This window comes from Arthrobacter sp. FW306-2-2C-D06B (assembly GCF_021789175.1).
Lineage (GTDB): Bacteria > Actinomycetota > Actinomycetes > Actinomycetales > Micrococcaceae > Arthrobacter.
This window is the reverse complement of the sequence record NZ_CP084560.1, coordinates 2,601,100-2,623,945: the sequence shown is the minus strand read 5'-3', so window position 1 is coordinate 2,623,945 and position 22,846 is coordinate 2,601,100. Positions and strand designations below refer to the sequence as shown.

The window sequence follows — 22,846 nt, the reverse complement described above, 5'->3', positions numbered from 1 at the left end:
GACCCCGGTCCACTACATTGGAGGATTTCGTGACAGAGTACGTACTGCCCGAGCTCGGCTACGACTATGCAGCACTTGAGCCGCACATTTCGGCGAAGATCATGGAGCTGCACCACAGCAAGCACCACGCTGCCTATGTAGCAGGCGCCAACAATGCTTTGGCCCAGTTGGCCGAGGCCCGCGACAAGGGCGACTTCGCCAACATCAACCGCCTCTCCAAGGACCTCGCGTTCCACACCGGCGGCCACATCAACCACTCCGTGTTCTGGAACAACATCTCCCCGGACGGCGGAGACAAGCCCGAGGGCGAGCTGGCTGCGGCCATTGACGACGCCTTCGGTTCCTTCGATGCATTCCGGGCCCAGTTCTCGGCAGCCGCGCTCGGCCTGCAGGGATCCGGCTGGGGCTTCCTCGCCTACGAGCCCATCGGCGGCAACCTCCTCATCGAGCAGCTCTACGACCAGCAGGGCAATGTCGCAGTCGGCACCACCCCGTTGCTCATGCTGGACATGTGGGAGCACGCTTTCTACCTGGACTACGTCAACGTCAAGGCTGACTACGTCAAGGCCTTCTGGAACATCGTCAACTGGGCAGACGTCGCGAAGCGCTTCGAAGCAGCCCGCGCGAACGCCACCGGGCTGATCGTTCTCTAGGGAACTCCGTCCGGACCGGTGAGTGACGCGGAATACACGGGGATGTAACAAACTTCACATTCAGGTGAATTTCGCCCAAATACCGGATTGTCTGCCCCCGCAGTTGCGGGGGCAGACGTAGTTAAACGTAAGATGGGTCACGGAAGGCGGTTAGCCTTCAGCAATGTGGCTGGTCGCCCTCCGATCTGATAATCACTTCTGCCCAATGATGTGCGGGAATTGTTAGTTGGAATCAAGATCCGACTCACTAGGTGTGCTTGCAAGAGCACCAAGGAGACTGAAATAGTGACCACCCGTATTGGTATCAACGGCTTTGGCCGCATCGGCCGCAACTACTTCCGCGCAGCACTCGCCCAGGGTGCAGACCTCGAAATTGTTGCGGTCAACGACCTCACGAGTCCCGAGGCACTTGCCCACCTTTTGAAGTACGACTCCGTCGGCGGTCGCCTGACCCAGACCGTTGAAGTCAAAGAGGGCAACCTCATTGTCGACGGCAGCGTCATCAAGGTGCTTGCGGAGCGCGATCCTGCGAACCTCCCCTGGGGCGAACTGGGCGTCGACATCGTCATCGAGTCCACCGGCTTCTTCACCAAGGCCGCCGCGGCACAGAAGCACATCGATGCAGGCGCCAAGAAGGTCCTGATCTCCGCTCCCGCTTCGGACGAAGACATCACCATCGTCATGGGCGTCAACCACGAGCTCTACGACCCCGCTGCACACCACATCATTTCCAACGCTTCCTGCACCACCAACTGCCTCGGCCCCCTCGCCAAGGTCGTCAACGACGCCTTCGGCATCGAGCGCGGCCTGATGACCACGGTCCACGCCTACACGGCAGACCAGAACCTGCAGGACGGCCCCCACAGCGACCTCCGCCGTGCCCGCGCCGCAGCGATCAACATGGTTCCCACCTCCACGGGTGCTGCCAAGGCGATCGGCCTGGTCCTTCCGGAGCTCAAGGGCAAGCTTGACGGCTACGCCATCCGCGTCCCGGTCCCGACCGGTTCCGCCACGGACCTGACCGTCACGGTTTCCCGCGAAGTGACCGTTGAGGAAGTCAACGCGGCCCTCAAGGCAGCTTCGGAGACCGAGCAGTTCAAGGGCATCCTCAGCTACACGGCTGATCCGATCGTCTCTTCGGACATCGTCGGCGACCCCTCGTCTTCGATCTTCGACTCCGGCCTCACCAAGGTCATCGGCAACCAGGTCAAGGTTGTTTCCTGGTATGACAACGAATGGGGCTACTCCAACCGCCTCGTTGACCTCACGGAGCTCGTCGCATCCAAGCTGGGCTAGGGTAGACACATGACATCTCACACCCTCAACGAACTGATCGCTGAAGGTGTCCGCGGGCGGTACATTCTTGTCAGAAGTGACCTGAATGTGCCGCTCGACGGCTCTACAGTGACCGACGACGGCCGCATCAAGGCCTCCCTTCCGGTCATCGAAAAGCTCTCGGACGCCGGTGCCCGCGTGCTCGTCACGGCCCACTTGGGACGCCCCAAGGGCTCTCCCGAGGCCAAGTATTCGCTCAAGCCGGCTGTTGCGCGGCTTGCTGAGCTCGCGCCATTCAAGGTCCAGCTCGCGGAAGACACTGTTGGCGAGTCCGCCAAGGAGTTGGCCGGGTCCCTGGACGACGGGGACGTCCTGGTCCTGGAGAACGTCCGCTTCGACGCCCGCGAAACCAGCAAGGACGACGCCGAGCGCGGCGCCTTCGCCGATGAACTCGTGGCGCTGACCGGTGAGAACGGTGCTTTCGTGGATGACGCCTTCGGTGCCGTCCACCGCAAGCACGCCAGCGTGTACGACGTCGCCATGAAGCTTCCTTCCTACCAGGGTGACCTCGTGCACACCGAGGTGGAGGTTCTTCGCAAACTCACCACGGATACCCAGCGCCCGTACGTCGTGGTTCTCGGCGGCTCCAAGGTCTCAGACAAGCTCGCGGTGATCGACAACCTCCTGGGCAAGGCTGACACCATCCTCGTCGGCGGCGGAATGTTGTTCACCTTCCTCGCAGCGGTTGGTCACAAGGTCGCGGGCAGCTTGCTTGAAGCTGACCAGATCCCCGTGGTCCAGGACTACCTCAAGCGCGCTTCCGACGCCGGTACCGCCTTCGTCATTCCCACCGACGTCGTGGTCGCAAGCCGCTTCGCCGCTGACGCCGAGCACGAAGTGGTCGCCGCGGACGCGATCGAGGACAGCTCGTTCGGGGCCTCAGGCATTGGCCTGGACATCGGACCGGTATCAGCAGCGGCTTTCGCCGAGCAGATCAAGGCCGCCAAGACCGTGTTCTGGAACGGCCCCATGGGCGTCTTTGAATTCGAAGCCTTCTCGGGCGGCACCCGTGCCATTGCCCAGGCTTTGACCGAGACACCGGCATTCACCGTGGTGGGCGGCGGCGACTCCGCCGCAGCGGTCCGGACCCTCGGCTTTGAGGACTCCCAGTTCGGACACATTTCCACCGGCGGCGGCGCCAGCCTGGAATACCTTGAAGGCAAGGATCTTCCCGGCCTGAGCGTTCTGGACCGCTAAGGCTACACAGCCGGCGGGGCGCCCTTCCTGGAGGGAAGCGCCCCGCCGGCTTCCCTATCTCAACGCATCTTTGGAGCACACGTGACAACTTCTGCCAACGGAAACTTCATCCGCAAGCCCTTCATTGCCGGCAACTGGAAGATGAACATGGACCACGTCCAGGGCATCACCTTGCTGCAGAAGCTGGCATGGACCCTCTCCGACGCCAAGCACGACTACAGCCGGGTAGAGGTTTCGGTCTTCCCGCCGTTTACCGACCTCCGCGGTGTGCAGACCCTCGTCCAGGGCGACGAACTGGAGGTCGTCTACGGCGGACAAGACCTCTCACAGTTCGACTCCGGAGCCTACACCGGCGATATCTCCGGCCAGTTCCTCAACAAGCTCGGTTGCGCCTACGTCCTGGTGGGCCACAGCGAACGCCGCACCATCCACAACGAGGACGACCAGGTCCTCAACGCGAAGGTCAAAGCAGCCTTCCGCCACGACGTCACACCGGTGTTGTGTGTCGGCGAGGGCCTTGAGATCCGCCAGGCCGGCACCCACGTTGAGCACACGCTGGCCCAGTTGCGCGCCGGCGTCGACGGCCTTTCTGCAGAGCAGGCAGCCGAACTGGTTGTCGCGTATGAGCCTGTCTGGGCCATCGGGACTGGCGAAGTCGCGGGTCCCGAAGACGCACAGGAGATGTGCGCCGCGATCCGTGCAGAGCTCGCGTCCTTGTTCGACGATGCCGTGGCCGCCAAGACCCGCCTCCTCTACGGCGGTTCGGTCAAGGCCAACAATGCGGCAGCGATCATGGCCGAGAGCGACGTCGACGGGCTGCTGGTGGGTGGCGCGAGCCTGGACCCCGCCGAGTTTGCTAACATTGTGAGGTTCGAGAGCCACCTCAGCGCGGCTTAGTCCGTTTTAGGTTCCGCTCCCGTTTTCCGTTCTTCTTCTGAAAGGCCGTCGTGGACGTTCTTCATGTCATTCTGCAGATTCTGCTGGGCATCACCAGCCTTCTGCTGACGCTGCTCATCCTCCTCCACAAGGGGCGTGGCGGCGGGTTGTCCGATATGTTTGGCGGTGGCATGAGCTCAGGATTGAGTTCTTCAGGTGTCGCAGAGCGAAACCTCAACCGCTTCACCATCGTCTTGGGCTGCACTTGGGGCGTTGTGATCATCGGGCTTGGCCTCATCATGCGTTTCACCACGGGCGGAGACTCCTAGCACTGCCGCCGTCGGATCCTCGCACTCGAGGTGTCCTCTCATTAGACTAGGCTGCATGGCCTTCACCGCCATGCACCCGAACTCTCAAGGGGATCGACGATGGTTCATGGTACTTCTGGATTCCGGGGCACACGGGCCGGCGTAACAGCTGGATCGGCCCCGAGGAACCAACCCGACTCTGTAGTCGGCGAAAGCTTGCCGCGTATTCGTGTTCCCTATTGGTGCGCCAAGGGACATGAAACGCGGCTCGTTTTCGTTAAGCTCCCCGAAGATCAAATCCCGATCCGATGGGACTGCCCGAAGTGTGGCCTGGTTGCCGTCCGCGAACAGGGCGAAGCCACGATGGAACGTGCGGACGACGAAGTCTTCAAGAGCCACCTGGATTACGTTAAAGAAAGACGCTCCAGCCAGGACGCGGAGATTGTCCTGGCCGGAGCGCTCAAGCGGTTACGCGCCCGCGGGGTCCTTGCGGACGAGCTGCTGGGGGACACGTGAGGCTGCATTCTCATCGATGAGCCATAGGGTCCTCGAGCGGCCACTGGGGCCGGAGGCGGGAACCTGGACCGGGTTGGCCCCGGCAAGGGCCAGTCCCACGGCTCCGGCCTTGTCCTCGCCTGCCACAACCATCCAGATTTCCTGGGCGGAGTTGATGGCGGGCAAGGTCAGCGAAATCCTCGACGGCGGCGGCTTGGGGGAGTTCTCGACCCCCACGACCGTACGGTCCTTCACGCGGATACCCGCTTGCTCAGGGAAGAGCGAGGCAATGTGCGCATCCGGGCCGACACCGAGCAGCAGGATATCGAAACGGGGCAACTCGCCGGCCTCCTCGGGACGGTTGTCCGAAGTGTCCGCGGCGTGCTCGGCTTCGGCGGCGGCCTTGAGGCGGGCCGCGTAGTCCGCTGCGGCCTCGTCCGCGGTGGCGAACTCGTCCGATGAACCGGGTTCGTGCACGCGGGCCGGGTCCACGGGCAGGCTGGAGAGCAATGCCTCATGCGCTTGGACGGTGTTGCGGTCCGTGCTGTCCTTGCCGACGAAGCGCTCGTCACCCCACCAGAAGTTCACCCGGGACCAGTCAACTGCGGGCGCAGCGGGCGAGTCGGCCACCGCTTTCAGCGTGCCGATGCCCACGGTTCCGCCGGTGAGGACCACAGTGGCTTCCCCGTGCTTGTCCTGGACGTCCACCAGCTTGGTGATGAGCCGTGCTGCGATCGCGGCCATAAGGACGGCGGAGTCGGGATGGATGCTTACTCTTGGGTCAGCGCTCACTGGGACGGTCACTCCTTGCTATTGGTTCGGGGCAGTCCCATAGTAATCACTTCTCCGAAGATCTCGTCGGGGTCGAGACGGCGGAGTTCTTCGGCGAGGCAGTCCCGCAGGCTGCGGCGTGGCAGCGATATCCGTTGGGCGGGCTGGCCCGGCTGGGTCAGTTCCGCGATGGTTAGGCCGGGACGGACCAGCTGGACGTCGCCGGTTGCGCGGCTCAGCCGCACCCGGCGGATGCCTGTTCCCGCCGGGTCGGCGACGATCTGGACCGGAGCGTCGAGGAACAGCGTGAGCCAGGCGGCCAGCAGCAGGGTGCTGGGTGAGTCAGAAGCACCCTCGACGGCGATGGCCGTGACGGGAGAATCGTCTACCTGGTCCAGGGCTGCGGCGAGCTGGAGGCGCCAGTTGGTCAGGCGTGTCCAGGCGAGGTCGGTGTCGCCTGCCCGGTACGTCTTCCGGATCCGGGCGAGCGCCGCCGCGGGGTCCGCCTCGTTGGCGGAGTCGGTGATGCGGCGGTGCGCGATGCGTCCGATGGAGGTCTCGCAGGCGTTCTCGGGGGCTCCGTGCGGCCACCAGGCCACGATCGGCGCGTCGGGCAGGAGCAGTGCCGCGACGAGGGATTCGCTCTCTTTGGCGAGCTCTCCGTAGCCGCGCAGCACAATGACTTCTGATGCTCCGGCGTCCCCGCCCACCCGGATCTGGGCGTCGAGGCGGTTGGGCGCTTCGCTGCCGGCGTCCGCGAGCACGATGATGCGGCAGGGGTGTTCGCGGCTGGCCTCGTTGGCTGCCTCGATGGCTTCTTCCTCGAGACCGGACTTGGTGACGACCACGAGGGTCAGGACGCGTCCAAGGGCGATCACGCCTCCCTGCTCGCGCAGGGAGGTGATCTTCTTGGAGATCTTGGAGGTGGTGGTGTTGGGAAGATCTACGATCATGGCCTTCTCCAGGTTCGTCCGTCACGGGCAAGCAGCTCGTCGGCCGAGGCCGGCCCCCAGCTGCCGGGGGCATAGGGTTCGGGCTGTTCGTCGAGTCCGGCCCAGTATTCCTCGAAGGGGTCCAGGATCTTCCAGGACTCCTCGACTTCTTGGTGCCGCGGGAAGAGCGGCGGCTCGCCCAGCAGCACGTCCAGGATGAGGCGCTCGTAGGCCTCGGGGCTGGACTCGGTGAACGAGTGCCCGTAGCCGAAGTCCATGGTCACGTCCCGGACTTCCATCTGCGTGCCGGGAACCTTGGATCCGAAGCGGATGGTGGCGCCCTCGTCGGGCTGGACGCGGATGACGACGGCGTTCTGGCCGAAGTCGTCCTCGCCGTGGCCGCGGAAGAGCAGGTTGGGTGCCCGCTTGAACACCACCGCGATCTCCGTGACGCGCCGGCCCAGCCGTTTGCCGGCCCTGAGGTAGAACGGCGCGCCGGCCCAGCGCCGGGTGTTGATGTCCAGGCGGATCGCCGCGTAGGTTTCCGTCTTGGAATCGGCGGGAATGCCGTCTTCCTCGAGGTAGCCCTGGACCAGTTCCCCGCCCTGCCAGCCGCCGGTGAACTGGCCGCGCGCAGAGTGGGTGGACAGGTCCTCAGGGAGCCTGACGGCGGCCAGGACCTTTTCCTTTTCGGCGCGCAGGTCATCGGCGTTGAAGGAGATGGGCTCCTCCATTGCCGTCAGGGCCAGGAGCTGCAGTAGGTGGTTCTGGATGACATCGCGGGCCGCCCCGACGCCGTCGTAGTATCCCGCCCGGCCACCGGTACCGATGTCTTCGGCCATGGTGATCTGGACGTGGTCAACGTAGTTGGCGTTCCAGAGCGGCTCGAACAGCTGGTTGGCGAAGCGCAGCGCCAGGATGTTCTGGACCGTTTCCTTGCCCAGGTAGTGGTCGATGCGGAAAACCGCGTCCGGCGGGAAGACCGACTCAACGATGTCGTTGAGCTTGCGCGCCGACGCCAGGTCGTGGCCGAAGGGCTTCTCGATCACCACGCGGCGCCACTGGCCGTCGCCGGCCTGCGCCAGTCCGTGCTTGGAGAGCTGCTGGCAGACCTGTTCGAAGGCCTTGGGCGGAATGGACAGGTAGAAACCATGATTACCGCGCGTGCCGCGTGTCTCGTCCAGTTCGTCAAGGGTGGCGCCGAGGCGCTTGAACGCCTGGTCGTCGTCGAACTCTCCCTGGACGAAGCGGATGCCCTCGGACAGCTGGTTCCAGACGGCGTCGTCGAACGGGGTGCGGGAGTGCGCCTTGACGTTCTCCTTGACTTCGTCCGCGAAGTCCTCGTTGCTCCAGTCCCGCCGGCCGAAGCCGACGAGCGCGAAGCTCGGCGGCAACAGCCCGCGGTTGGCGAGGTCGTAGACCGCCGGCATGAGTTTCTTGCGGGCAAGGTCACCGGTGACTCCGAAGAACACCAATGACGAAGGCCCTGCGATGCGGTTCAGGCGCCGGTCCCGGGGATCCCGGAGGGGATTGCGGTGGCTTGCCTTTCCGGTGGACCTGTAACCGATTTGTGTTTCTGGCATGTTTGGGTTTGTGCCTTAGCTTTCGAGCGCGCTGGCCTGGCCGGCCAATGCGGCGACGATTTCCTGGAGCTGGGCAACGCCGGCTCCACGATCCGTGAGGTGCAGCCGCAGGACAGGACGGCCATGGTTCTCGAGAACCTGCGCGTCGCCGGCTGCCTGGGCTGCAATCAGTTGACCGAAAGTGAACGGGCGTTCCGGGATGGCGATGTCGCCGGTCGCGGAAGCCGTAACCTGCAGGAACGAGCCGATGGCCGGTCCGCCCTTGTGGAATTGTCCGGTGGAGTGCAGGAAGCGCGGGCCCCATCCGAAAGTGACCGGCCGGCCGCTGACGCCGGCGAGTTCGTCGCGGATGCCTTCAAGTTGCGCGAAGGCGATCCGGTCGAAATATGCCTGGACGCTGAGGTAGCCGTCCGTGCCGAGTTCACCGAGGAGCGCCTTGACGGCCTCGGCGGCCGTTGCGGCGTCGCCGAGCCACGCACCCCCGCGGACCTCGATCGCGCCGTCGACGAAGTTCGCCGGCGTCGGCTCGGGACGTGCGTCCAGCAGGCCGCGCGCGGCAATCTTGGCTGCCTCGACGTCGGGCTGGTCGAAGGGGTTGATGCCAAGCAGGCGACCTGCCACCGAGGTGGCGAATTCCCAGACGAACATCTGGGTGGCCAGGCCACCGGCGATGGCGGCATCGTTTTCGCCGAGTTCGACGTCGGACTCCGCGCCGACGAGGCGGATCACCAAGACGTCGTCCGCGCCGCCGCTGACCTCCGGTGCGGAAGGACCTGCCACAACCGGCAGAACACCCGTGCCGAGCTTGCCGGTGGACTCGGCGATGAGCTGTTCGGCCCAGTCGGCAAAGCCGACAATGCCCGAACCGTCTTCGACGATGACGATCTTGTTGCGCAGTGGGGTGGTTCCGCCCAGCGCGGCACCGAGCCGGAGCCCGATGTTTTCGGGGGAGTCCTCGTTGAGGATTTCCGCTGCTTCCTCGGCCTCATCCAGGAACGCCTGGATGTCGACTCCGGCAAGGCCGCTCGGGACCAAGCCGAATGCCGTCAGCGCCGAAAAGCGGCCGCCGACGTTCGGGTCGGCGTTGAAGACGGCACGGTAGCCGGCTTCACGGGAGGCCTTGTCCAGCGGGGAACCGGGATCGGTCACGATGACGATGCGGCTCTTGGCATCGATGCCGGCCTCGGTGAAGGCATGCTCGAATACCCGTCGTTGGGAGTCGGTTTCCACGGTGGAGCCTGACTTGGAAGAGACCACGATGGCGGTCTCGGCCAGGCGGTCCGCGAGGGCAGCACCGACCTGTTCGGGGTCGGTGCTGTCCAGCACGGTCAGCTCGACGCCAGCGGTGCCGGCAATGACCTCGGGGGCAAGCGAAGAGCCGCCCATGCCACACAGGACAATGCGGGAGACGCCTTCGGCCCGGAGGGCATCCCGGAGTTCCAGGATCCCTTCGACCAAGGGCTGGGAAACGGTTGCCGCTTCCACCCATCCGAGCCGGATGGCGGATTCGGATTCGGCATCCGGACCCCACAAAGTGTGGTCCTTGGCGAAAATCCTCGTGGCAATCCGGTCTTCGACAAGTGCCGGGATGTGCTGCTCGATGGCCTGCTGCGCAGCACCGCTGGCGTCGTAGCTGAGAGTGCTCATGTGGGTTAGGAAGCCTTCCGTGCAGAGGCGAGGGCTCCTTCGACGTCGGCCAGAAGTTCCTTCCAGCTGGCGACGAACTTGTCCAGGCCCTCGGATTCGAGGATTGCGACGACGTCGTTGTAGGAGATGCCCAGGCCCTCCAGTGCGTTGAGGACGCTGTTTGCTTCCTCGTAGGTGCCGGAGATGGTGTCACCCGTGACCACGCCGTGGTCGAACGTGGCGTCGAGGGTCTTTTCCGGCATGGTGTTGACGACGCCGGCGGCGACCAGCTCGGTGACGTACAGGGTGTCCGGGTATGCCGGGTCCTTCACGCCGGTCGAAGCCCACAGCGGGCGCTGCGGGAGCGCGCCGGCCTCGGCCAGGACTGCCCAACGCTCGGTGGAAAACAGCTCTTCGTAGACCTGGTACGCAAGGCGGGCGTTGGCAACGCCTGCCTTGCCCTTGAGGGCCTTCGCTTCATCGGTGCCGAGGGCATTGAGGCGCTTGTCGATCTCGGAGTCCACGCGGGACACGAAGAAGGACGCCACCGAGTGGATCTTGGAGAGGTCGTGGCCGTTTTCCTTGGCCAGCTCGAGGCCGGACTGGAAAGCGTTGATGACGGCGCGGTAGCGCTCCAGGGAGAAGATCAGGGTCACGTTGACGCTGATGCCCTCTGCCAGGGTTGCCGTGATGGCGGCGAGGCCTTCAAGGGTTGCCGGGATCTTGATGTGGACGTTGTCCTTGTTGACCTTCTTGTACAGGTGCTTGGCCTCGGCGATGGTGCCTTCGGTGTCCCATGCCAGGCGGGGGTCCACCTCGATGGAGACGCGGCCGTCGACGCCCTTGCTCGCCGCGGCAACCGGAGCGAAGAGGTCGCAGGCGTCGGCGACGTCGGTGGTGGTGATCTCGAAGACGGTCTCTTCGACGGACGAGCCCTTTGCGGCCTGTTCGGCAATCACGGCGTCGTAGTCGCTGCCGGCGGTGATGGCCGCGTGGAAGATGGACGGGTTGGTGGTGACACCAACCACGTTCTTCTCGTCGATGAGCTTCTGCAGGGTGCCGCTGGCAAGGCGCTCCCGGGAGAGGTCGTCAAGCCAGATGGACACGCCGGCGTCGGAAAGCTGCTGGGTGGGAGTCGTAGTCATTTCTTTAATCTCCTTGGAAATCTGTTCGTTGCTGTCGGATTCGTCTCGGTCGCGTTTCAGCTACCGAGACCCGCGAGGGAGTCCTTGGCGGCGGCGGCGACTGCTTCTGCCGTGATGCCGAACTCCTTGAAGAGGCGCTTGTAGTCTGCCGAGGCGCCGAAGTGCTCGAGGCTGATGGAGCGTCCGGCGTCGCCGACGAACTCCTTCCAGCCCAGTGCCAGGCCGGCTTCGACCGAGACGCGGGCCTTGACGGCGGCCGGAAGCACGGACTCGCGGTAGGCGGAATCCTGCTTGTTGAACCACTCGACGCACGGCATGGAGACGACGCGGGCGGCGATGCCTTCGGCCTGGAGCGCTTCGCGGGCGTTCACCGCGAGCTGTACCTCGGAACCGGTGCCGATCAGGATGACGTCGGCCGGAACCGTCGCGCCGTCCTTCGAAGCCTCTGCCAGGACGTAGCCGCCCTTGGCGACGCCGGCGGTGGAGCCGAAGGTGTCACCTTCGGCAACGCCTTCGCCGCGTGCGTAGGTCGGGATGTTCTGGCGGGTCAGCACGATGCCTGCCGGGTTCTCGTGGTTCTCCAGCATGGTCTTCCACGCTGCGGCAACCTCGTTGGCGTCGCCGGGACGGACAACGTCCAGGCCCGGGATGGCGCGGAGGGTGGACAGCTGTTCCACCGGCTGGTGGGTGGGGCCGTCTTCGCCCAGGCCGATCGAGTCGTGGGTCCAGACGTACAGCGACGGGACACCCATGAGGGCGCCGAGGCGGATCGCGGGACGCTGGTAGTCGCTGAAGATCAGGAACGTGCCGGAGAACGCCCGGGTCCGGCCGTGCAGCGAGATGCCGTTCACGATCGACGCGGCGGCGTGCTCGCGGATACCGAAGTGCAGCACCCGGCCGTAAGGGTTGCCCTTCCATGCGCCGGTGGAGCGCGAGGTCGGGATGAACGACGGCGAACCCTCGATGGTGGTGTTGTTGGACTCGGCGAGGTCGGCGGAACCGCCCCACAGTTCCGGAAGGACCGGGCCGATCGCGTTCAGGACCTTGCCGGACGCGGCACGGGTGGAGACTTCCTTGCCTGCTTCGAACACCGGCAGCGCGGCGTCGAGCTCGACGGGAAGCTTCTTGGCCTCGATGCGCTCGAGCAGTGCCGCGCCCTCGGGGTTGGCGGCCTGCCACGCCTCGAAGGATGCCTGCCATTCGCTGCGCTCGGCTGCGCCGCGCTCGACGACGGCACGGGCATGTGCCAGGACGTCCTCGTCAACCTGGAAGGAACGCTCGGGGTCGAAGCCCAGGACTTCCTTGAGTGCTGCGACTTCTTCGGCACCGAGGGCGGAACCGTGGATTTTGCCCGTGTTCTGCTTCTTGGGTGCCGGGTAGCCGATGATGGTGCGCAGCGAGATGATGGACGGCTTGCTGGTCTCGGCCTTGGCGGCGAGCAGGGCGCCGTAGAGCTCCTGGACGTCTTCGACGTACTCGCCGGTCTTGGTCCAGTCCACGCGCTGGGTGTGCCAGCCGTAGGCCTCGTAGCGCTTGAGGACGTCTTCGGTGAAGGCCACGTCGGTGTCGTCTTCGATGGAGATGTGGTTCTCGTCGTAGATCACCACGAGGTTCCCCAGTTCCTGGTGCCCCGCCAGGGAAGATGCTTCCGAGGTGACGCCTTCCTGGAGGTCGCCGTCGGAGGCAATGACCCAGATGGTGTGGTCGAACGGGCTCTCGCCGGCGGGAGCATCGGCGTCGAACAGGCCGCGTTGGCGGCGCTGCGAGTAGGCGAAGCCCACCGAGGAGGCCAGGCCCTGGCCCAGCGGGCCGGTGGTGATCTCGACGCCGGCGGTGTGCTTGTATTCCGGGTGGCCGGGGGTCAGCGATCCCCAGGTGCGCAGGGCCTCGAGGTCCTTCAGCTCCAGGCCGTAGCCGGAAAGGAACAACTGGATGTACAGGGTCAGCGATGTGTGTCCGGGGGACAGGATGAACCGGTCGCGGCCGATCCAGTCCGGGTTCTTCGGGTCGTGGCGCATCAGCTTCTGGAACAGCAGGTAGGCGGCCGGTGCAAGGCTCATGGCCGTACCGGGGTGACCGTTGCCGACCTTCTCGACGGCGTCAGCGGCCAAAACGCGGACGGTGTCCACGGCGCGCTGGTCCAGGCTTGTCCAAGTCAGTTCTTGCTCTTCCAAATGTGGCACGTAAACCGAGCCCCTCTCTGTGCTGACGGCTGGTGACGGCACATGGCAAGCCTCGGGCACAGGATGGCGCCCGCTGCGAAGTTCCTACCAGCCGTTCACCATTGAAACGTTGATCTATCATCCAGACATGCAACTCTGAGAATACGCTTTCTCGGAAACCTTGCGTGAGCTGATCTGCAGACAGCTTAGCCCGGTTCGCCACCCCGAATGGTGGGAATCTCAAAAAATGGACGCATATTCCGTTTTATGAATCACGGCGGCGGCAAAGTGCCGGTGAACTTTCGGAAACAAAGTAAAGTTCGCCGGTGCGGTGGCGTCGGACAGGCCACGGTATGATATTTGGAGGCCGAACCGGGGTGCCGCCACCCCGGGAAACCTGCCTTGACAACACCAGCAAAGAACAGAGTGACTGCCAACGTGAGCACAACAGATACGCCCCTCAATGCTTCCCCGGCTGTGGGGAAGCGCGGAATGTCCCGTAAGTTCAAGGCGTATCTGGCACTGACCAAACCCCGCGTGATCGAATTGCTGCTGGTCAGCACCCTGCCCACCATGATCTTCGCGCAACGGGGCTTCCCCTCCATCGGCTTGATTCTGGCCACGTTGGTGGGCGGCGCCTTCGCCGCCGGCAGCGCGGGGGTCTTCAACTGCTACATCGACCGCGACATCGACAAGTTGATGCACCGCACCGAAAAGCGTCCCCTCGTGACCGGTGAAGTCACCCCTCGCGAAGCACTCATCTTCGCGTGGATCCTTGGAGCTGCCTCCATCGCCATCCTATGGTTTGGCGCGAACCCCCTTTCGGCTTGGCTCGGCCTTGGTGCGATTGTTTTCTACGTTGTCATCTACACGATGATCCTCAAGCGCCGTACGGCACAGAACATCGTATGGGGCGGTGCGGCCGGCTGCTTCCCTGTGCTGATCGCCTGGGCGGCGGTGACGAACACTGTCGAGTGGCCCGCCGTCGTGCTCTTCATGGTGATTTTCCTGTGGACTCCTCCGCACTACTGGCCGTTGTCCATGCGGTACGGCGAGGACTACCGCAACGCCAACGTCCCGATGCTGGGCGCCATCGCCGGTGCCAAGGTGGTTTCCGTCCAGGTGGTTCTGTACGCCTGGGCCATGGTGGTGTGCTCGCTGCTTTTGGTGCCGGTGGGCCGGGCGGGCTGGGTGTACACCATCGCCGCAGTCCTCGCGGGCGCCTGGTTCCTCTACGAATCACACGCCCTCTACAACCGGGCGCAAGGCGGCGACGTCTCGAACAAGGGAGCCATGAAGGTCTTCCATGGCTCCATCAGCTACCTGACGCTTCTCTTCATTGCCCTCGCGGTGGACCCGTTCATCGGTTCCCCGATCATCGGCGGCTGACGCCCGCGTCGCCGTAGGACGCCCGCTCACCTATGGCGCCTTTTTCCCAAACGCCCGCTCACCTATGGCGCCTTTTTCCCAAACGCCCGCTCACCTATGGCGCCTTTTTCCCAAACGCCCGCTCACCTTCGGGGATAAAACAGAAGACCCTCCTTCACGTCGCATGACGTGAAGGAGGGTCTTCCCTTTGGTGGCTTAGGCAGAGGCCATCAGCCGCCAGGGGCTAGAGCTTCGGGCTGAACCGTGCCACATCCGCCGCGTTCGTGGCGGCACTCATGAGCAGGGCGGCCCCCAACATGTGGGCGCCTACCAGGAGGGCGGGGATGCCGTTGTAGTACTGGGCAAAGCCAATGACGGCCTGCAGGAGCGTCACGCCGAGCAGCAGCAGCGCCGCGGTGCGGAAGGGGCCGGTGATTCCCTTGCGCAGGACGAAGTAGACGGCGAAGACGGCTCCGGCCGTGATGAGGTATGCCGGCACTGCGTGGATGTGCGAGAAGAGATCCCAGTCGATGCCGTTCCGCGGCGCGTTGGCGTCCCCGGCGTGGGGTCCGGCGCCGGTCACCACGACGCCGAGGCACACCGCAACTGCCGAAAAGAACGCGACGGCGGTCATGACGGGGCTCATGGCGCCAGGAATCGCTGCCAACGGCCGTTTCATGAAGCGGCCGGTCCGGCCATAGGCGCGGTTGACAAGGAGCGTGGAGAAGACGACGAGGGCCATGGAAACCAGGAAGTGCAGTCCGACAACCCAGGGGTTCAGATTGGACAGCACGGTGATGCCGCCAATGATGGCTTGTGCCGGAATGCTGGCGAGCAGGCCCACCGCCAGGAGGAAAAGGTCTCGGCGTTCCTTGCGGAGGTTCCACAAATACACCAGCATCAGGACGGCGACTGCCGCCAAGGCGAAGGTCAGCATGCGGTTGCCGAATTCGATGAAGCCGTGGATGCCCATCTCCGGCGTGTTCACCAGGGAACCGCTGGTGCAGCGTGGCCATGTCGGGCAGCCGAGCCCCGAGGATGTCAGCCGGACCGCGCCGCCGGTGACCACCAGGACCACCTGGCCGATCAGGGACAACATGGCCAGCCTGAGGATGGTGCTATTGACCTCCGTGGGGAGCTTGGCGGTCAACTGCTGGATGGACTTCGGGAGGCGGGAAGCCGTGCTCACAGTTTTCTCAATTCTCAGTACTCAATTCACGCTGACGGTTCAGTTCCACGACAGGACGCTCAGTTCCATTTGAACCAGCGGACGGCGGCAGCGCCAGGGACGATCGTCCACAGGAGCAGCACAAGAAGGTAAGGCAGGGACACACTGCCATGGAGGAAAGCGTCCCTGAGCGACTGCCCCAGGGCACCCGAGGGCAGGAAGTGCACTATGTTCTGTGCCAGCTCCGGCAAGCGCTCGGCAGGAACCACGATTCCGCCGAGGGCGCCCAGCAGGATCCAGAGCAGGTTGGTGATGGCGAGGGTTGCTTCCGGCCGGACGGTGCCTGCAACCAAGAGCCCGAGCGCGGTGAAAGCCGCAGCACCGAGAACCAAAAGCCCCAGGCCGGGAAGCCAGCCTTCGGGGCGCGGATGCCAGCCCAGCAAAGCGGCCACGGCGCCGATCGCCAGGACCTGGAGAACCAGGACGGCCAAGACGGCGATGATCTTGCCTGCGATGAGGCCGGTCCGGCCCAAGGGAGTGGTCGAGAGGAAGCGGAGCACGCCGTAGCGGCGATCGAAGCCCGTGGCGATACCCTGGCCGGTGAATGCCGTGGACATGGCACAGAGGGCGAGAACGCCCGGCGTCGCTATGTCCACGCGACTGGCGCCCAAGCCATCAAGCAGCGGCGTGACGGTGAGTCCCACCAAAGCCAGCAAGGGCATGATCACCGCGAGGATCAGCTGTTCACCGTTCCGGATCATGGTCAAGGTTTCGTAGCGGCCCTGCAGCAGGATCCTGCGCATCAACGGCGCGGGTCCGGCGTGGGGTGTGCGGACGGAGCGGGTTGCGCCGGTCATCGGATGTCCCTTCCGGAAATGTCCAGGAATACGTCTTCCAAGCTGCGCGCCTCCAAGCGGAGGGACGCCGGCATGATGCCCTTCTCGGCCCACCAGGCCGTGAGCTTCGCCAGATGCTCCGGCGTCAGCGTGCCTGCGATCGCGTAGCTGCCCGCCCGGCTTTCGGTGACAGTTAGTTCGTTGCCGATGGCTGCGGCAATGTCGAGGCCGGCCGGGGCATCAAAGAACAGGGTGCGTTCGGTCACCCCGTCCATGGCCTCATGGCCGTGAACCAACAGGTCGGCGACGGTGCCCTCTGCGACGTTGTGACCGGCGTCGATGATGTAAACGTAGTCCGCGAGCCTCTGGGCATCATCCATGAGGTGCGTGGTGAGGATGATACCCATGCCGGCATCCCGCAGTTCGGCGATGAGTTCAAAGACGATTTGGCGGGACTGGGGATCGAGTCCCGCGCTTGGCTCGTCAAGGAACAGGACTTCGGGGTTGCCGATCAAGGCAGCCGCAAGCGAGAGCCGTTGCTTTTGGCCGCCGGACAAGCGCCGGACGCCGGTGCGGCTGAACGTGTCGATCCCCAGCCGCTCTACGAGTCCGTCCAAGGGAAGCGGGTTTTCGTACATGCCGGCAATGTGCCGAAGCAAGGGGATGGGACGGGCCGACGGCGGGAGGCCGCCGTCCTGCAGCATCACGCCGACGCGTGAACGAAGGTTCGCCCCCGCTGTGTCAGGGTCTTCGCCGAGGAGTTCGATGCGGCCGCCCGTACGCTTTTGAAGTCCTTGCGCGCACTCGAGGGTTGTTGTCTTTCCCGCACCGTTGGCACCCAGCAAGGCGGTGATCTGGCCGCGTTCTGCGAACATCGACAATCCGCTGACTACCCGGAGCATCTTGCCGTCAAGGGAAGCCAGCGGGCCAACGTCCTTGATGAGTCCATCGATGGTGAGGACAGGGGATTCGGGGGATCGCACCAGAGTATTCTACGTGAAGTAGTAGGGGTGCGACGGGCAAGGCCCCGCAGGCCAGCCTTGCCTTACTGGATGCTCGGACTAAATTACGACATGATTGTGTTGTGTATTCCATGAGGAGTTCTGTTTCCGTGCCCGCAGGGCCGCTCGCAGGGCACAGCGCTGTTGTGCCAGTGCCCGGTGGCACTGCCGTTGGCGTGGCTGACGCGGAAGACCGTACCCGGGACCGTGTTCTCAACGCGGTGCTGGAGCATGGCCCTGTCAGTGCGGCTGAACTTGGCGACCTGCTCGGCTTCACCCCTGCAGCCGTCCGCCGCCACCTGGATCACCTTCAGCGCGCAGGGGTCATCGAGGTAAAACGCGTGGCGAAGGCGGGTGCCGGTGCAGGCCGGCCGGCCCGTCGCTATGTCCTCAGCTCCCAAGGGCAGTCGAAGCTCGGGGACGACTACCTGAACATTGCCAGTTCTGCGTTGCGGAGGCTCCGGGACCTCGCAGGCGAAGAAGCTGTGAGGGACTATGTAGTAGAGCGCTTCGCCGAGATGGAACAGCGCTACGCACCGGAAGTCGACCTGGCGGGCTCCGACATTGCGGCGCGCGCTGTGGCGCTGTCCAAGGCACTGAGCAGGGACGGATACGTCGCATCGGCCGCGTCGATTGAGACCAAGGCGCCTTTGCCCGCTTCCCTCTCAAGCGTCCAGCTGTGCCAAGGCCATTGCCCCATCCAACAGCTCGCCGCCGAATTTCCCGTTTTTTGCGACACTGAGACCGAACTATTTTCCCGTTTGGTCGGCGTCGATGTCCGCAGGCTCTCCACTCTCGCGCAGGGCGGGCATGTCTGCACCACCCACATTCCTACAGGCAGGCCAGCCGCCAAGGAGGCCCTCGGGTTTCCGAAGCTGCCGGCCGCGCCCCATGTCGAATCCAACAATCAGTAAGAAAGGCCGTGATGACGGGTCAATTAGCTGAAGGAACAGCAGAGAAAGCGCTAGCTGACGGTGCTGTGATCTCGGAGATTCTGGAGAAGAATCCCGAGCTGCACGGTATTGGCACCTACGAGTACGGATGGGCTGACAAGAACGACGTCGGCGCGAACGCACGCCGTGGTCTCAACGAAGAGGTAGTCCGCGACATTTCGGCCAAGAAGAGCGAGCCGCAGTGGATGCTGGACCTCCGCCTGAAGGGCTTGAAGTACTTCGACCGCAAGCCGATGCCCACCTGGGGTGCAGACCTCTCCGGTATTGACTTCGACAACATCAAGTACTTCGTGCGCTCCACGGAGAAGCAGGCTGCCACGTGGGAAGACCTCCCCGAGGACATCCGGAACACCTACGAGAAGCTGGGTATCCCGGAAGCCGAGCGCAGCCGCCTCGTGTCCGGCGTGGCCGCGCAGTACGAGTCCGAGGTCGTGTACCACCAGATCCGCGAGGACCTGGAAGCACAGGGCGTTATCTTCCTGGACACCGACACCGCGCTCCGAGAGCACCCGGAGATCTTCCAGGAATACTTCGGCACCATCATTCCGGTGGGTGACAACAAGTTCGCGTCGCTGAACACGGCCGTGTGGTCCGGCGGTTCGTTCGTGTACGTTCCCAAGGGCGTCCACGTTGACATCCCGCTGCAGGCGTACTTCCGCATCAACACCGAGAACATGGGCCAGTTCGAGCGCACCCTGATCATTGCGGACGAGGACTCCTACGTCCACTACATCGAAGGCTGCACCGCTCCGATCTACACATCGGACTCCCTGCACTCCGCCGTGGTGGAAATCATCGTGAAGAAGGGCGCCCGCGTCCGTTACACGACCATCCAGAACTGGTCCACCAATGTGTACAACCTGGTTACCAAGCGCGCCATCTGCGAAGAAGGCGCCACCATGGAATGGATCGATGGCAACATCGGTTCCAAGGTGACCATGAAGTACCCGGCTGTCTACCTCGTCGGCGAGCACGCCAAGGGTGAGACCCTGTCCATCGCCTTCGCCGGCGAAGGCCAGCACCAGGACACCGGCTCGAAGATGGTCCACATCGCGCCGAACACCAAGAGCTCCATTATTTCCAAGTCCGTGGCCCGCGGCGGTGGTCGTGCAGCCTACCGCGGCCTGGTCCAGGTCCGCGAAGGCGCCAAGCACTCCGCCAACACCGTGCGTTGCGACGCCTTGTTGGTAGACACCATTTCCCGTTCCGACACCTATCCTTACATCGACATCCGCGAGGATGACGTGGTGATGGGTCACGAGGCCACCGTTTCCCGAGTCAGTGAGGAGCAGCTCTTCTATCTGATGTCTCGCGGTATGCCCGAGGACGAGGCCATGGCCATGATCGTGCGCGGCTTCATTGAGCCGATTGCCCGTGAGTTGCCAATGGAATACGCCCTTGAACTCAACCGCCTGATTGAACTGCAGATGGAAGGATCCGTCGGTTAGCAATGACTGAAATCACTACTGAAAAGGCCCGCATCGGCGCGCCATCGGCCAAGCCGTTTATCGACGGATTCACCGAAGAGGGCGAGAACCTCTCACCGGTCAACACCGGTACCAACACGTCGTCCACCTCGGAAAAGACGTCGGCACAGGCACCTTCAGCCGGACCGCTCGCGGGCGCCTCGGCCAAGAGCCACTCCCACGGCGGCGGCGTTGGAATCCCGGACAGTTCGCGCGCAGGTCGTCTGACCTCGTACAAACTGGCTGACTTCAAGCCCCTCACCGGGTTGGAAGAAGACTGGCGCTTCACCCCGCTCAAGCGGCTTCGCGGCCTTCACAACGAGGTCCTCTCCGGTTCGGCACCGTCGGTCGCCGTTACCGCCCCGGAGGGCGTCGTCGTCGAGACCGTGGGGCGGGACGACGTCCGCATCGGCTCCGCTGCCATTCCGGAGGACCGCGTGTCCGCCAATGCCTGGGAGAACTTCACCGAGGCCACCGTCATCACGGTGCCCGCCGAGCTCCAGCTCGACGGCGAAGTGTCCGTCCTGCTGACCGGCACCTCCACTGAAGCTTCCGCCCAGCACATCGTGATCGTGGCAGGCCGCTTCTCCAAGTCCCGGATCGTCCTGGACCACCAGGGCAGTGCGATCGTTTCGGAGAACGTCGAAATCCTTGTCGAAGACGGCGCGGACCTGACGGTCATCTCGCTCCAGGAATGGAACGACGACGCCGTTCACGCCTCTTCGCAGCAGGCCAAGCTGGGCCGTGACGCCAAGTTCAAGCACATCGTCGTCAGCCTCGGCGGCGACGTCGTGCGCATGACTCCGTCCACGCGCTTCACCGGGCCGGGCGCGGAAGCCGAGATGTTCGGCTTGTACTTCGCCGACGCCGGCCAGCACCTCGAGCAGCGCCTGTTTGTTGACCACGCAGTGGCCAACTGTAAGTCGAACGTCCTGTACAAGGGCGCCCTGCAAGGCCGCAACGCGCACACCGTGTGGGTTGGCGACGTCCTCATCCGCAAGGAAGCCGAAGGAACGGATACCTACGAGGCCAACCGCAACCTGGTCCTCACGGACGGTGCACGTGCCGACTCGGTGCCGAACCTGGAAATCGAAACCGGCCTGATCGAGGGTGCCGGCCACGCCAGCGCCACCGGCCGCTTCGATGACGAGCACTTGTTCTACCTCATGGCACGCGGCATCCCTGAAGACGTCGCCCGCCGTCTGGTGGTCCGTGGCTTCCTCAACGAGATCATCCAGCAGATCAAGGTACCGGCACTCGAAGAGCGCCTCACCGAAGCTGTTGAGCGTGAGCTCGCCGCGAGCGACAACTAATTCAAGCCAAGCAGGGAAAACAGACTATGAGCGAACAGCCACAAGGCGAACTGGTATGCAACGCCAACGAGATCCAGGTCAAGCAGGCGCTGCGCATCCTGATCGATGACTACCCCGTAGCCATCGTCAAGGATTCGATGGGACAGATCCACGCCATCGGCGACACCTGCTCGCATGCGGACATTTCGCTCGCCGAGGGTGAAATCGAAGGCTGCGCGATCGAATGCTGGGGCCATGGCTCGCAGTTCGATCTCCGCACCGGACAGCCCTTGCAGCTCCCTGCCTATGACCCCGTCCCGGTCTTCGCCGTCACCCTCGACGGTGACGACGTCTACGTGGACGTGACCAACGTTGTGAACGGCGCCTCAGTACAGAACTACTGAGCGCCAAGTGCCTAAAGACTTACGAAAGAAAGAAGAGCATGTCTACTCTTGAGATCAAGGACCTGCACGTCAGCATCGAGACGGAGCAGGGCACCAAGGAGATCCTGAAGGGCGTCAGCCTGACCATCAAGACCGGCGAGACCCACGCAATCATGGGTCCCAACGGTTCGGGCAAGTCCACCCTGGCGTCCACCATCGCCGGCCACCCGCGCTACAACGTCACGAGGGGCACCATCACGCTCGACGGCGAAGACGTATTGGCCATGAGCGTTGACCAGCGCGCCCGTGCAGGCGTCTTCCTGGCCATGCAGTACCCCGTGGAGGTTCCGGGCGTCACCATGACCAACTTCCTGCGCACCGCCAAGACGGCAATCGACGGCGAAGCACCTGCCCTCCGCACCTGGACCAAGGACGTCAAGGCGGCCATGCAGCAGCTGCGCATCGACGCCGACTTCGCACAGCGCAACGTCAACGAGGGCTTCTCCGGCGGCGAGAAGAAGCGCGTGGAGATCCTCCAGCTCGAACTCTTCAAGCCGAAGTTCGCCGTGCTCGACGAGACCGACTCCGGCTTGGACGTCGACGCGCTCAAGGTCGTCTCCGAGGGCGTCAACCGCGCCCACGCCACGGGCAACATGGGTACCCTGCTCATCACCCACTACACCCGCATCCTGCGCTACATCAAGCCGGACTTCGTCCACGTGTTTGTTGATGGCCAGGTTGTCGAAGAGGGCGGCCCTGAATTGGCCGACCGCCTCGAAGAAGAAGGCTACGACCGTTACGCCACGGGCGCCGGCGCAGCCACCATTGCTGCTGCCGCAGCAGCACAGGCCTAGTTAGGACTCCCGCCATGACCGAAATCAACGCGGCTCGCACCAGCCTCGAGGACGTCGAGGAGGCGCTCAAGGATGTCATTGACCCGGAACTCGGTGTCAACGTGGTGGACCTTGGGCTGCTCTACGGTCTGAAATACTCGGAAGACGACGGGGCTCTGCTCATCGACATGACGCTGACGACCGCGGCCTGTCCGCTGACGGATGTCCTCGAAGAGCAGGTCGGCCAGTCCCTCGACGGCATCGTCGACGACTGGCGCCTCAACTGGGTATGGATGCCGCCATGGGGTCCCGAGCGGATCACGGACGACGGCAAGGACCAGATGCGGGCCCTCGGGTTCAACATCTAAAGTCCCCACCGCCTGCTTGGATTACGACGACGGCCGGTTACCTTCTTGCGAAGGTGGCCGGCCGTCGTCGTACCCCAATTTCCCCACTGCACTTG

General features: G+C 64.1%; 22 protein-coding genes. 13 read left to right on the top strand and 9 right to left on the bottom strand.

All coding sequences use genetic code 11. From position 1 onward, the window contains the following. The first annotated feature begins 29 nt into the window (after nucleotides 1-29). The 6 genes from LFT47_RS12275 (at nucleotide 30) to LFT47_RS12250 (ending at nucleotide 4,885) form a co-directional block, all read left to right on the top strand. Nucleotides 30-653: a superoxide dismutase gene (locus tag LFT47_RS12275; protein WP_059389282.1), complete on the top strand. Its 624-nt coding sequence runs from the start codon at nucleotides 30-32 to the stop codon at nucleotides 651-653. A gap of 285 nt (nucleotides 654-938) precedes the next feature. Beyond that, entirely contained in the window at nucleotides 939-1,949 is a 1,011-nt protein-coding gene (gene gap / locus LFT47_RS12270; RefSeq protein WP_236811139.1) for a type I glyceraldehyde-3-phosphate dehydrogenase, read from the top strand. 9 nt (nucleotides 1,950-1,958) lie between these two features. Then, nucleotides 1,959-3,185, top strand: coding sequence for a phosphoglycerate kinase (locus LFT47_RS12265; RefSeq protein WP_236811138.1), 1,227 nt, complete (start codon nucleotides 1,959-1,961; stop codon nucleotides 3,183-3,185). An 81-nt stretch (nucleotides 3,186-3,266) separates the two neighbouring features. Beyond that, entirely contained in the window at nucleotides 3,267-4,082 is an 816-nt protein-coding gene (tpiA, locus tag LFT47_RS12260) for a triose-phosphate isomerase (protein ID WP_236811136.1), read from the top strand. A 50-nt stretch (nucleotides 4,083-4,132) separates the two neighbouring features. Next, the gene (gene secG / locus LFT47_RS12255) at nucleotides 4,133-4,390 is read left to right on the top strand and encodes a preprotein translocase subunit SecG (protein ID WP_236811134.1); all 258 of its coding nucleotides are present in this window, start codon (nucleotides 4,133-4,135) and stop codon (nucleotides 4,388-4,390) included. Between the two features lie 99 nt (nucleotides 4,391-4,489). Beyond that, nucleotides 4,490-4,885 carry an RNA polymerase-binding protein RbpA gene (locus LFT47_RS12250; RefSeq protein WP_236811133.1) on the top strand — a complete coding sequence of 132 codons (396 nt, stop codon included), beginning with the start codon at nucleotides 4,490-4,492 and terminating at the stop codon, nucleotides 4,883-4,885. On the opposite strand, the gene pgl is transcribed toward LFT47_RS12250, so the two are convergent. Genes pgl through tkt form a run of 6 tightly spaced genes read right to left on the bottom strand, consistent with a single transcriptional unit; the run spans nucleotide 4,838 to nucleotide 13,095 of the window. Next, complete coding sequence (gene pgl, locus LFT47_RS12245) at nucleotides 4,838-5,656, bottom strand: 6-phosphogluconolactonase (protein ID WP_236811131.1); 819 nt, start codon at nucleotides 5,654-5,656, stop codon at nucleotides 4,838-4,840. The two genes, LFT47_RS12250 and pgl, sit on opposite strands and share 48 nt — an antisense overlap. 8 nt (nucleotides 5,657-5,664) lie before the next feature. After that, a complete protein-coding gene (locus tag LFT47_RS12240; RefSeq protein WP_236811129.1) occupies nucleotides 5,665-6,588 on the bottom strand; it encodes a glucose-6-phosphate dehydrogenase assembly protein OpcA in 924 nt (307 codons plus the stop codon). Continuing rightward, nucleotides 6,585-8,150, bottom strand: a complete 1,566-nt coding sequence (zwf, locus tag LFT47_RS12235; RefSeq protein WP_236811127.1) for a glucose-6-phosphate dehydrogenase — start codon at nucleotides 8,148-8,150, stop codon at nucleotides 6,585-6,587. Before zwf ends, LFT47_RS12240 begins: the two co-directional genes overlap by 4 nt. A gap of 15 nt (nucleotides 8,151-8,165) precedes the next feature. Continuing rightward, nucleotides 8,166-9,797: a glucose-6-phosphate isomerase gene (locus LFT47_RS12230; RefSeq protein ID WP_236811125.1), complete on the bottom strand. Its 1,632-nt coding sequence runs from the start codon at nucleotides 9,795-9,797 to the stop codon at nucleotides 8,166-8,168. A gap of 5 nt (nucleotides 9,798-9,802) precedes the next feature. Further along, nucleotides 9,803-10,921, bottom strand: coding sequence for a transaldolase (gene tal / locus LFT47_RS12225; protein WP_236811123.1), 1,119 nt, complete (start codon nucleotides 10,919-10,921; stop codon nucleotides 9,803-9,805). A 56-nt stretch (nucleotides 10,922-10,977) separates the two neighbouring features. Then, nucleotides 10,978-13,095 carry a transketolase gene (tkt, locus tag LFT47_RS12220; RefSeq protein WP_236818544.1) on the bottom strand — a complete coding sequence of 706 codons (2,118 nt, stop codon included), beginning with the start codon at nucleotides 13,093-13,095 and terminating at the stop codon, nucleotides 10,978-10,980. 414 nt (nucleotides 13,096-13,509) lie between these two features. Here tkt and LFT47_RS12215 point away from each other — a divergent pair, with 414 nt between their 5' ends. Beyond that, on the top strand, nucleotides 13,510-14,472 hold the full coding sequence (locus LFT47_RS12215; protein WP_236811120.1) for a heme o synthase: 963 nt from the start codon (nucleotides 13,510-13,512) through the stop codon (nucleotides 14,470-14,472). A 223-nt stretch (nucleotides 14,473-14,695) separates the two neighbouring features. Here LFT47_RS12215 and LFT47_RS12210 read toward each other — a convergent pair whose 3' ends face one another. Genes LFT47_RS12210 through LFT47_RS12200 form a run of 3 tightly spaced genes read right to left on the bottom strand, consistent with a single transcriptional unit; the run spans nucleotide 14,696 to nucleotide 17,438 of the window. Further along, nucleotides 14,696-15,640, bottom strand: a complete 945-nt coding sequence (locus LFT47_RS12210; protein WP_236811119.1) for a COX15/CtaA family protein — start codon at nucleotides 15,638-15,640, stop codon at nucleotides 14,696-14,698. 59 nt (nucleotides 15,641-15,699) lie between these two features. Further along, nucleotides 15,700-16,476: an ABC transporter permease gene (locus tag LFT47_RS12205; protein WP_236811118.1), complete on the bottom strand. Its 777-nt coding sequence runs from the start codon at nucleotides 16,474-16,476 to the stop codon at nucleotides 15,700-15,702. Continuing rightward, nucleotides 16,473-17,438: an ABC transporter ATP-binding protein gene (locus LFT47_RS12200; RefSeq protein WP_236811117.1), complete on the bottom strand. Its 966-nt coding sequence runs from the start codon at nucleotides 17,436-17,438 to the stop codon at nucleotides 16,473-16,475. The genes LFT47_RS12205 and LFT47_RS12200 overlap by 4 nt, the downstream gene beginning before the upstream one ends. A gap of 110 nt (nucleotides 17,439-17,548) precedes the next feature. On the opposite strand from LFT47_RS12200, the gene LFT47_RS12195 reads away from it, so the two are divergent. Genes LFT47_RS12195 through LFT47_RS12170 form a run of 6 tightly spaced genes read left to right on the top strand, consistent with a single transcriptional unit; the run spans nucleotide 17,549 to nucleotide 22,751 of the window. Continuing rightward, nucleotides 17,549-18,370 (top strand): helix-turn-helix transcriptional regulator, encoded by an 822-nt coding sequence (locus LFT47_RS12195; RefSeq protein ID WP_442863392.1) that lies wholly within the window; start codon nucleotides 17,549-17,551, stop codon nucleotides 18,368-18,370. Nucleotides 18,371-18,381: 11 nt separating this feature from the next. Then, entirely contained in the window at nucleotides 18,382-19,857 is a 1,476-nt protein-coding gene (gene sufB, locus LFT47_RS12190; RefSeq protein WP_234749436.1) for a Fe-S cluster assembly protein SufB, read from the top strand. 2 nt (nucleotides 19,858-19,859) lie between these two features. After that, nucleotides 19,860-21,188 carry a Fe-S cluster assembly protein SufD gene (gene sufD, locus LFT47_RS12185; RefSeq protein ID WP_236811115.1) on the top strand — a complete coding sequence of 443 codons (1,329 nt, stop codon included), beginning with the start codon at nucleotides 19,860-19,862 and terminating at the stop codon, nucleotides 21,186-21,188. 26 nt (nucleotides 21,189-21,214) lie between these two features. Continuing rightward, the gene (locus LFT47_RS12180; RefSeq protein WP_184735328.1) at nucleotides 21,215-21,571 is read left to right on the top strand and encodes a non-heme iron oxygenase ferredoxin subunit; all 357 of its coding nucleotides are present in this window, start codon (nucleotides 21,215-21,217) and stop codon (nucleotides 21,569-21,571) included. Nucleotides 21,572-21,609: 38 nt separating this feature from the next. Continuing rightward, complete coding sequence (sufC, locus tag LFT47_RS12175) at nucleotides 21,610-22,404, top strand: Fe-S cluster assembly ATPase SufC (protein WP_184735326.1); 795 nt, start codon at nucleotides 21,610-21,612, stop codon at nucleotides 22,402-22,404. Nucleotides 22,405-22,418: 14 nt separating this feature from the next. Next, a complete protein-coding gene (locus LFT47_RS12170) occupies nucleotides 22,419-22,751 on the top strand; it encodes a metal-sulfur cluster assembly factor (RefSeq protein ID WP_234749426.1) in 333 nt (110 codons plus the stop codon). The last annotated feature ends 95 nt before the right edge of the window (nucleotides 22,752-22,846 follow it).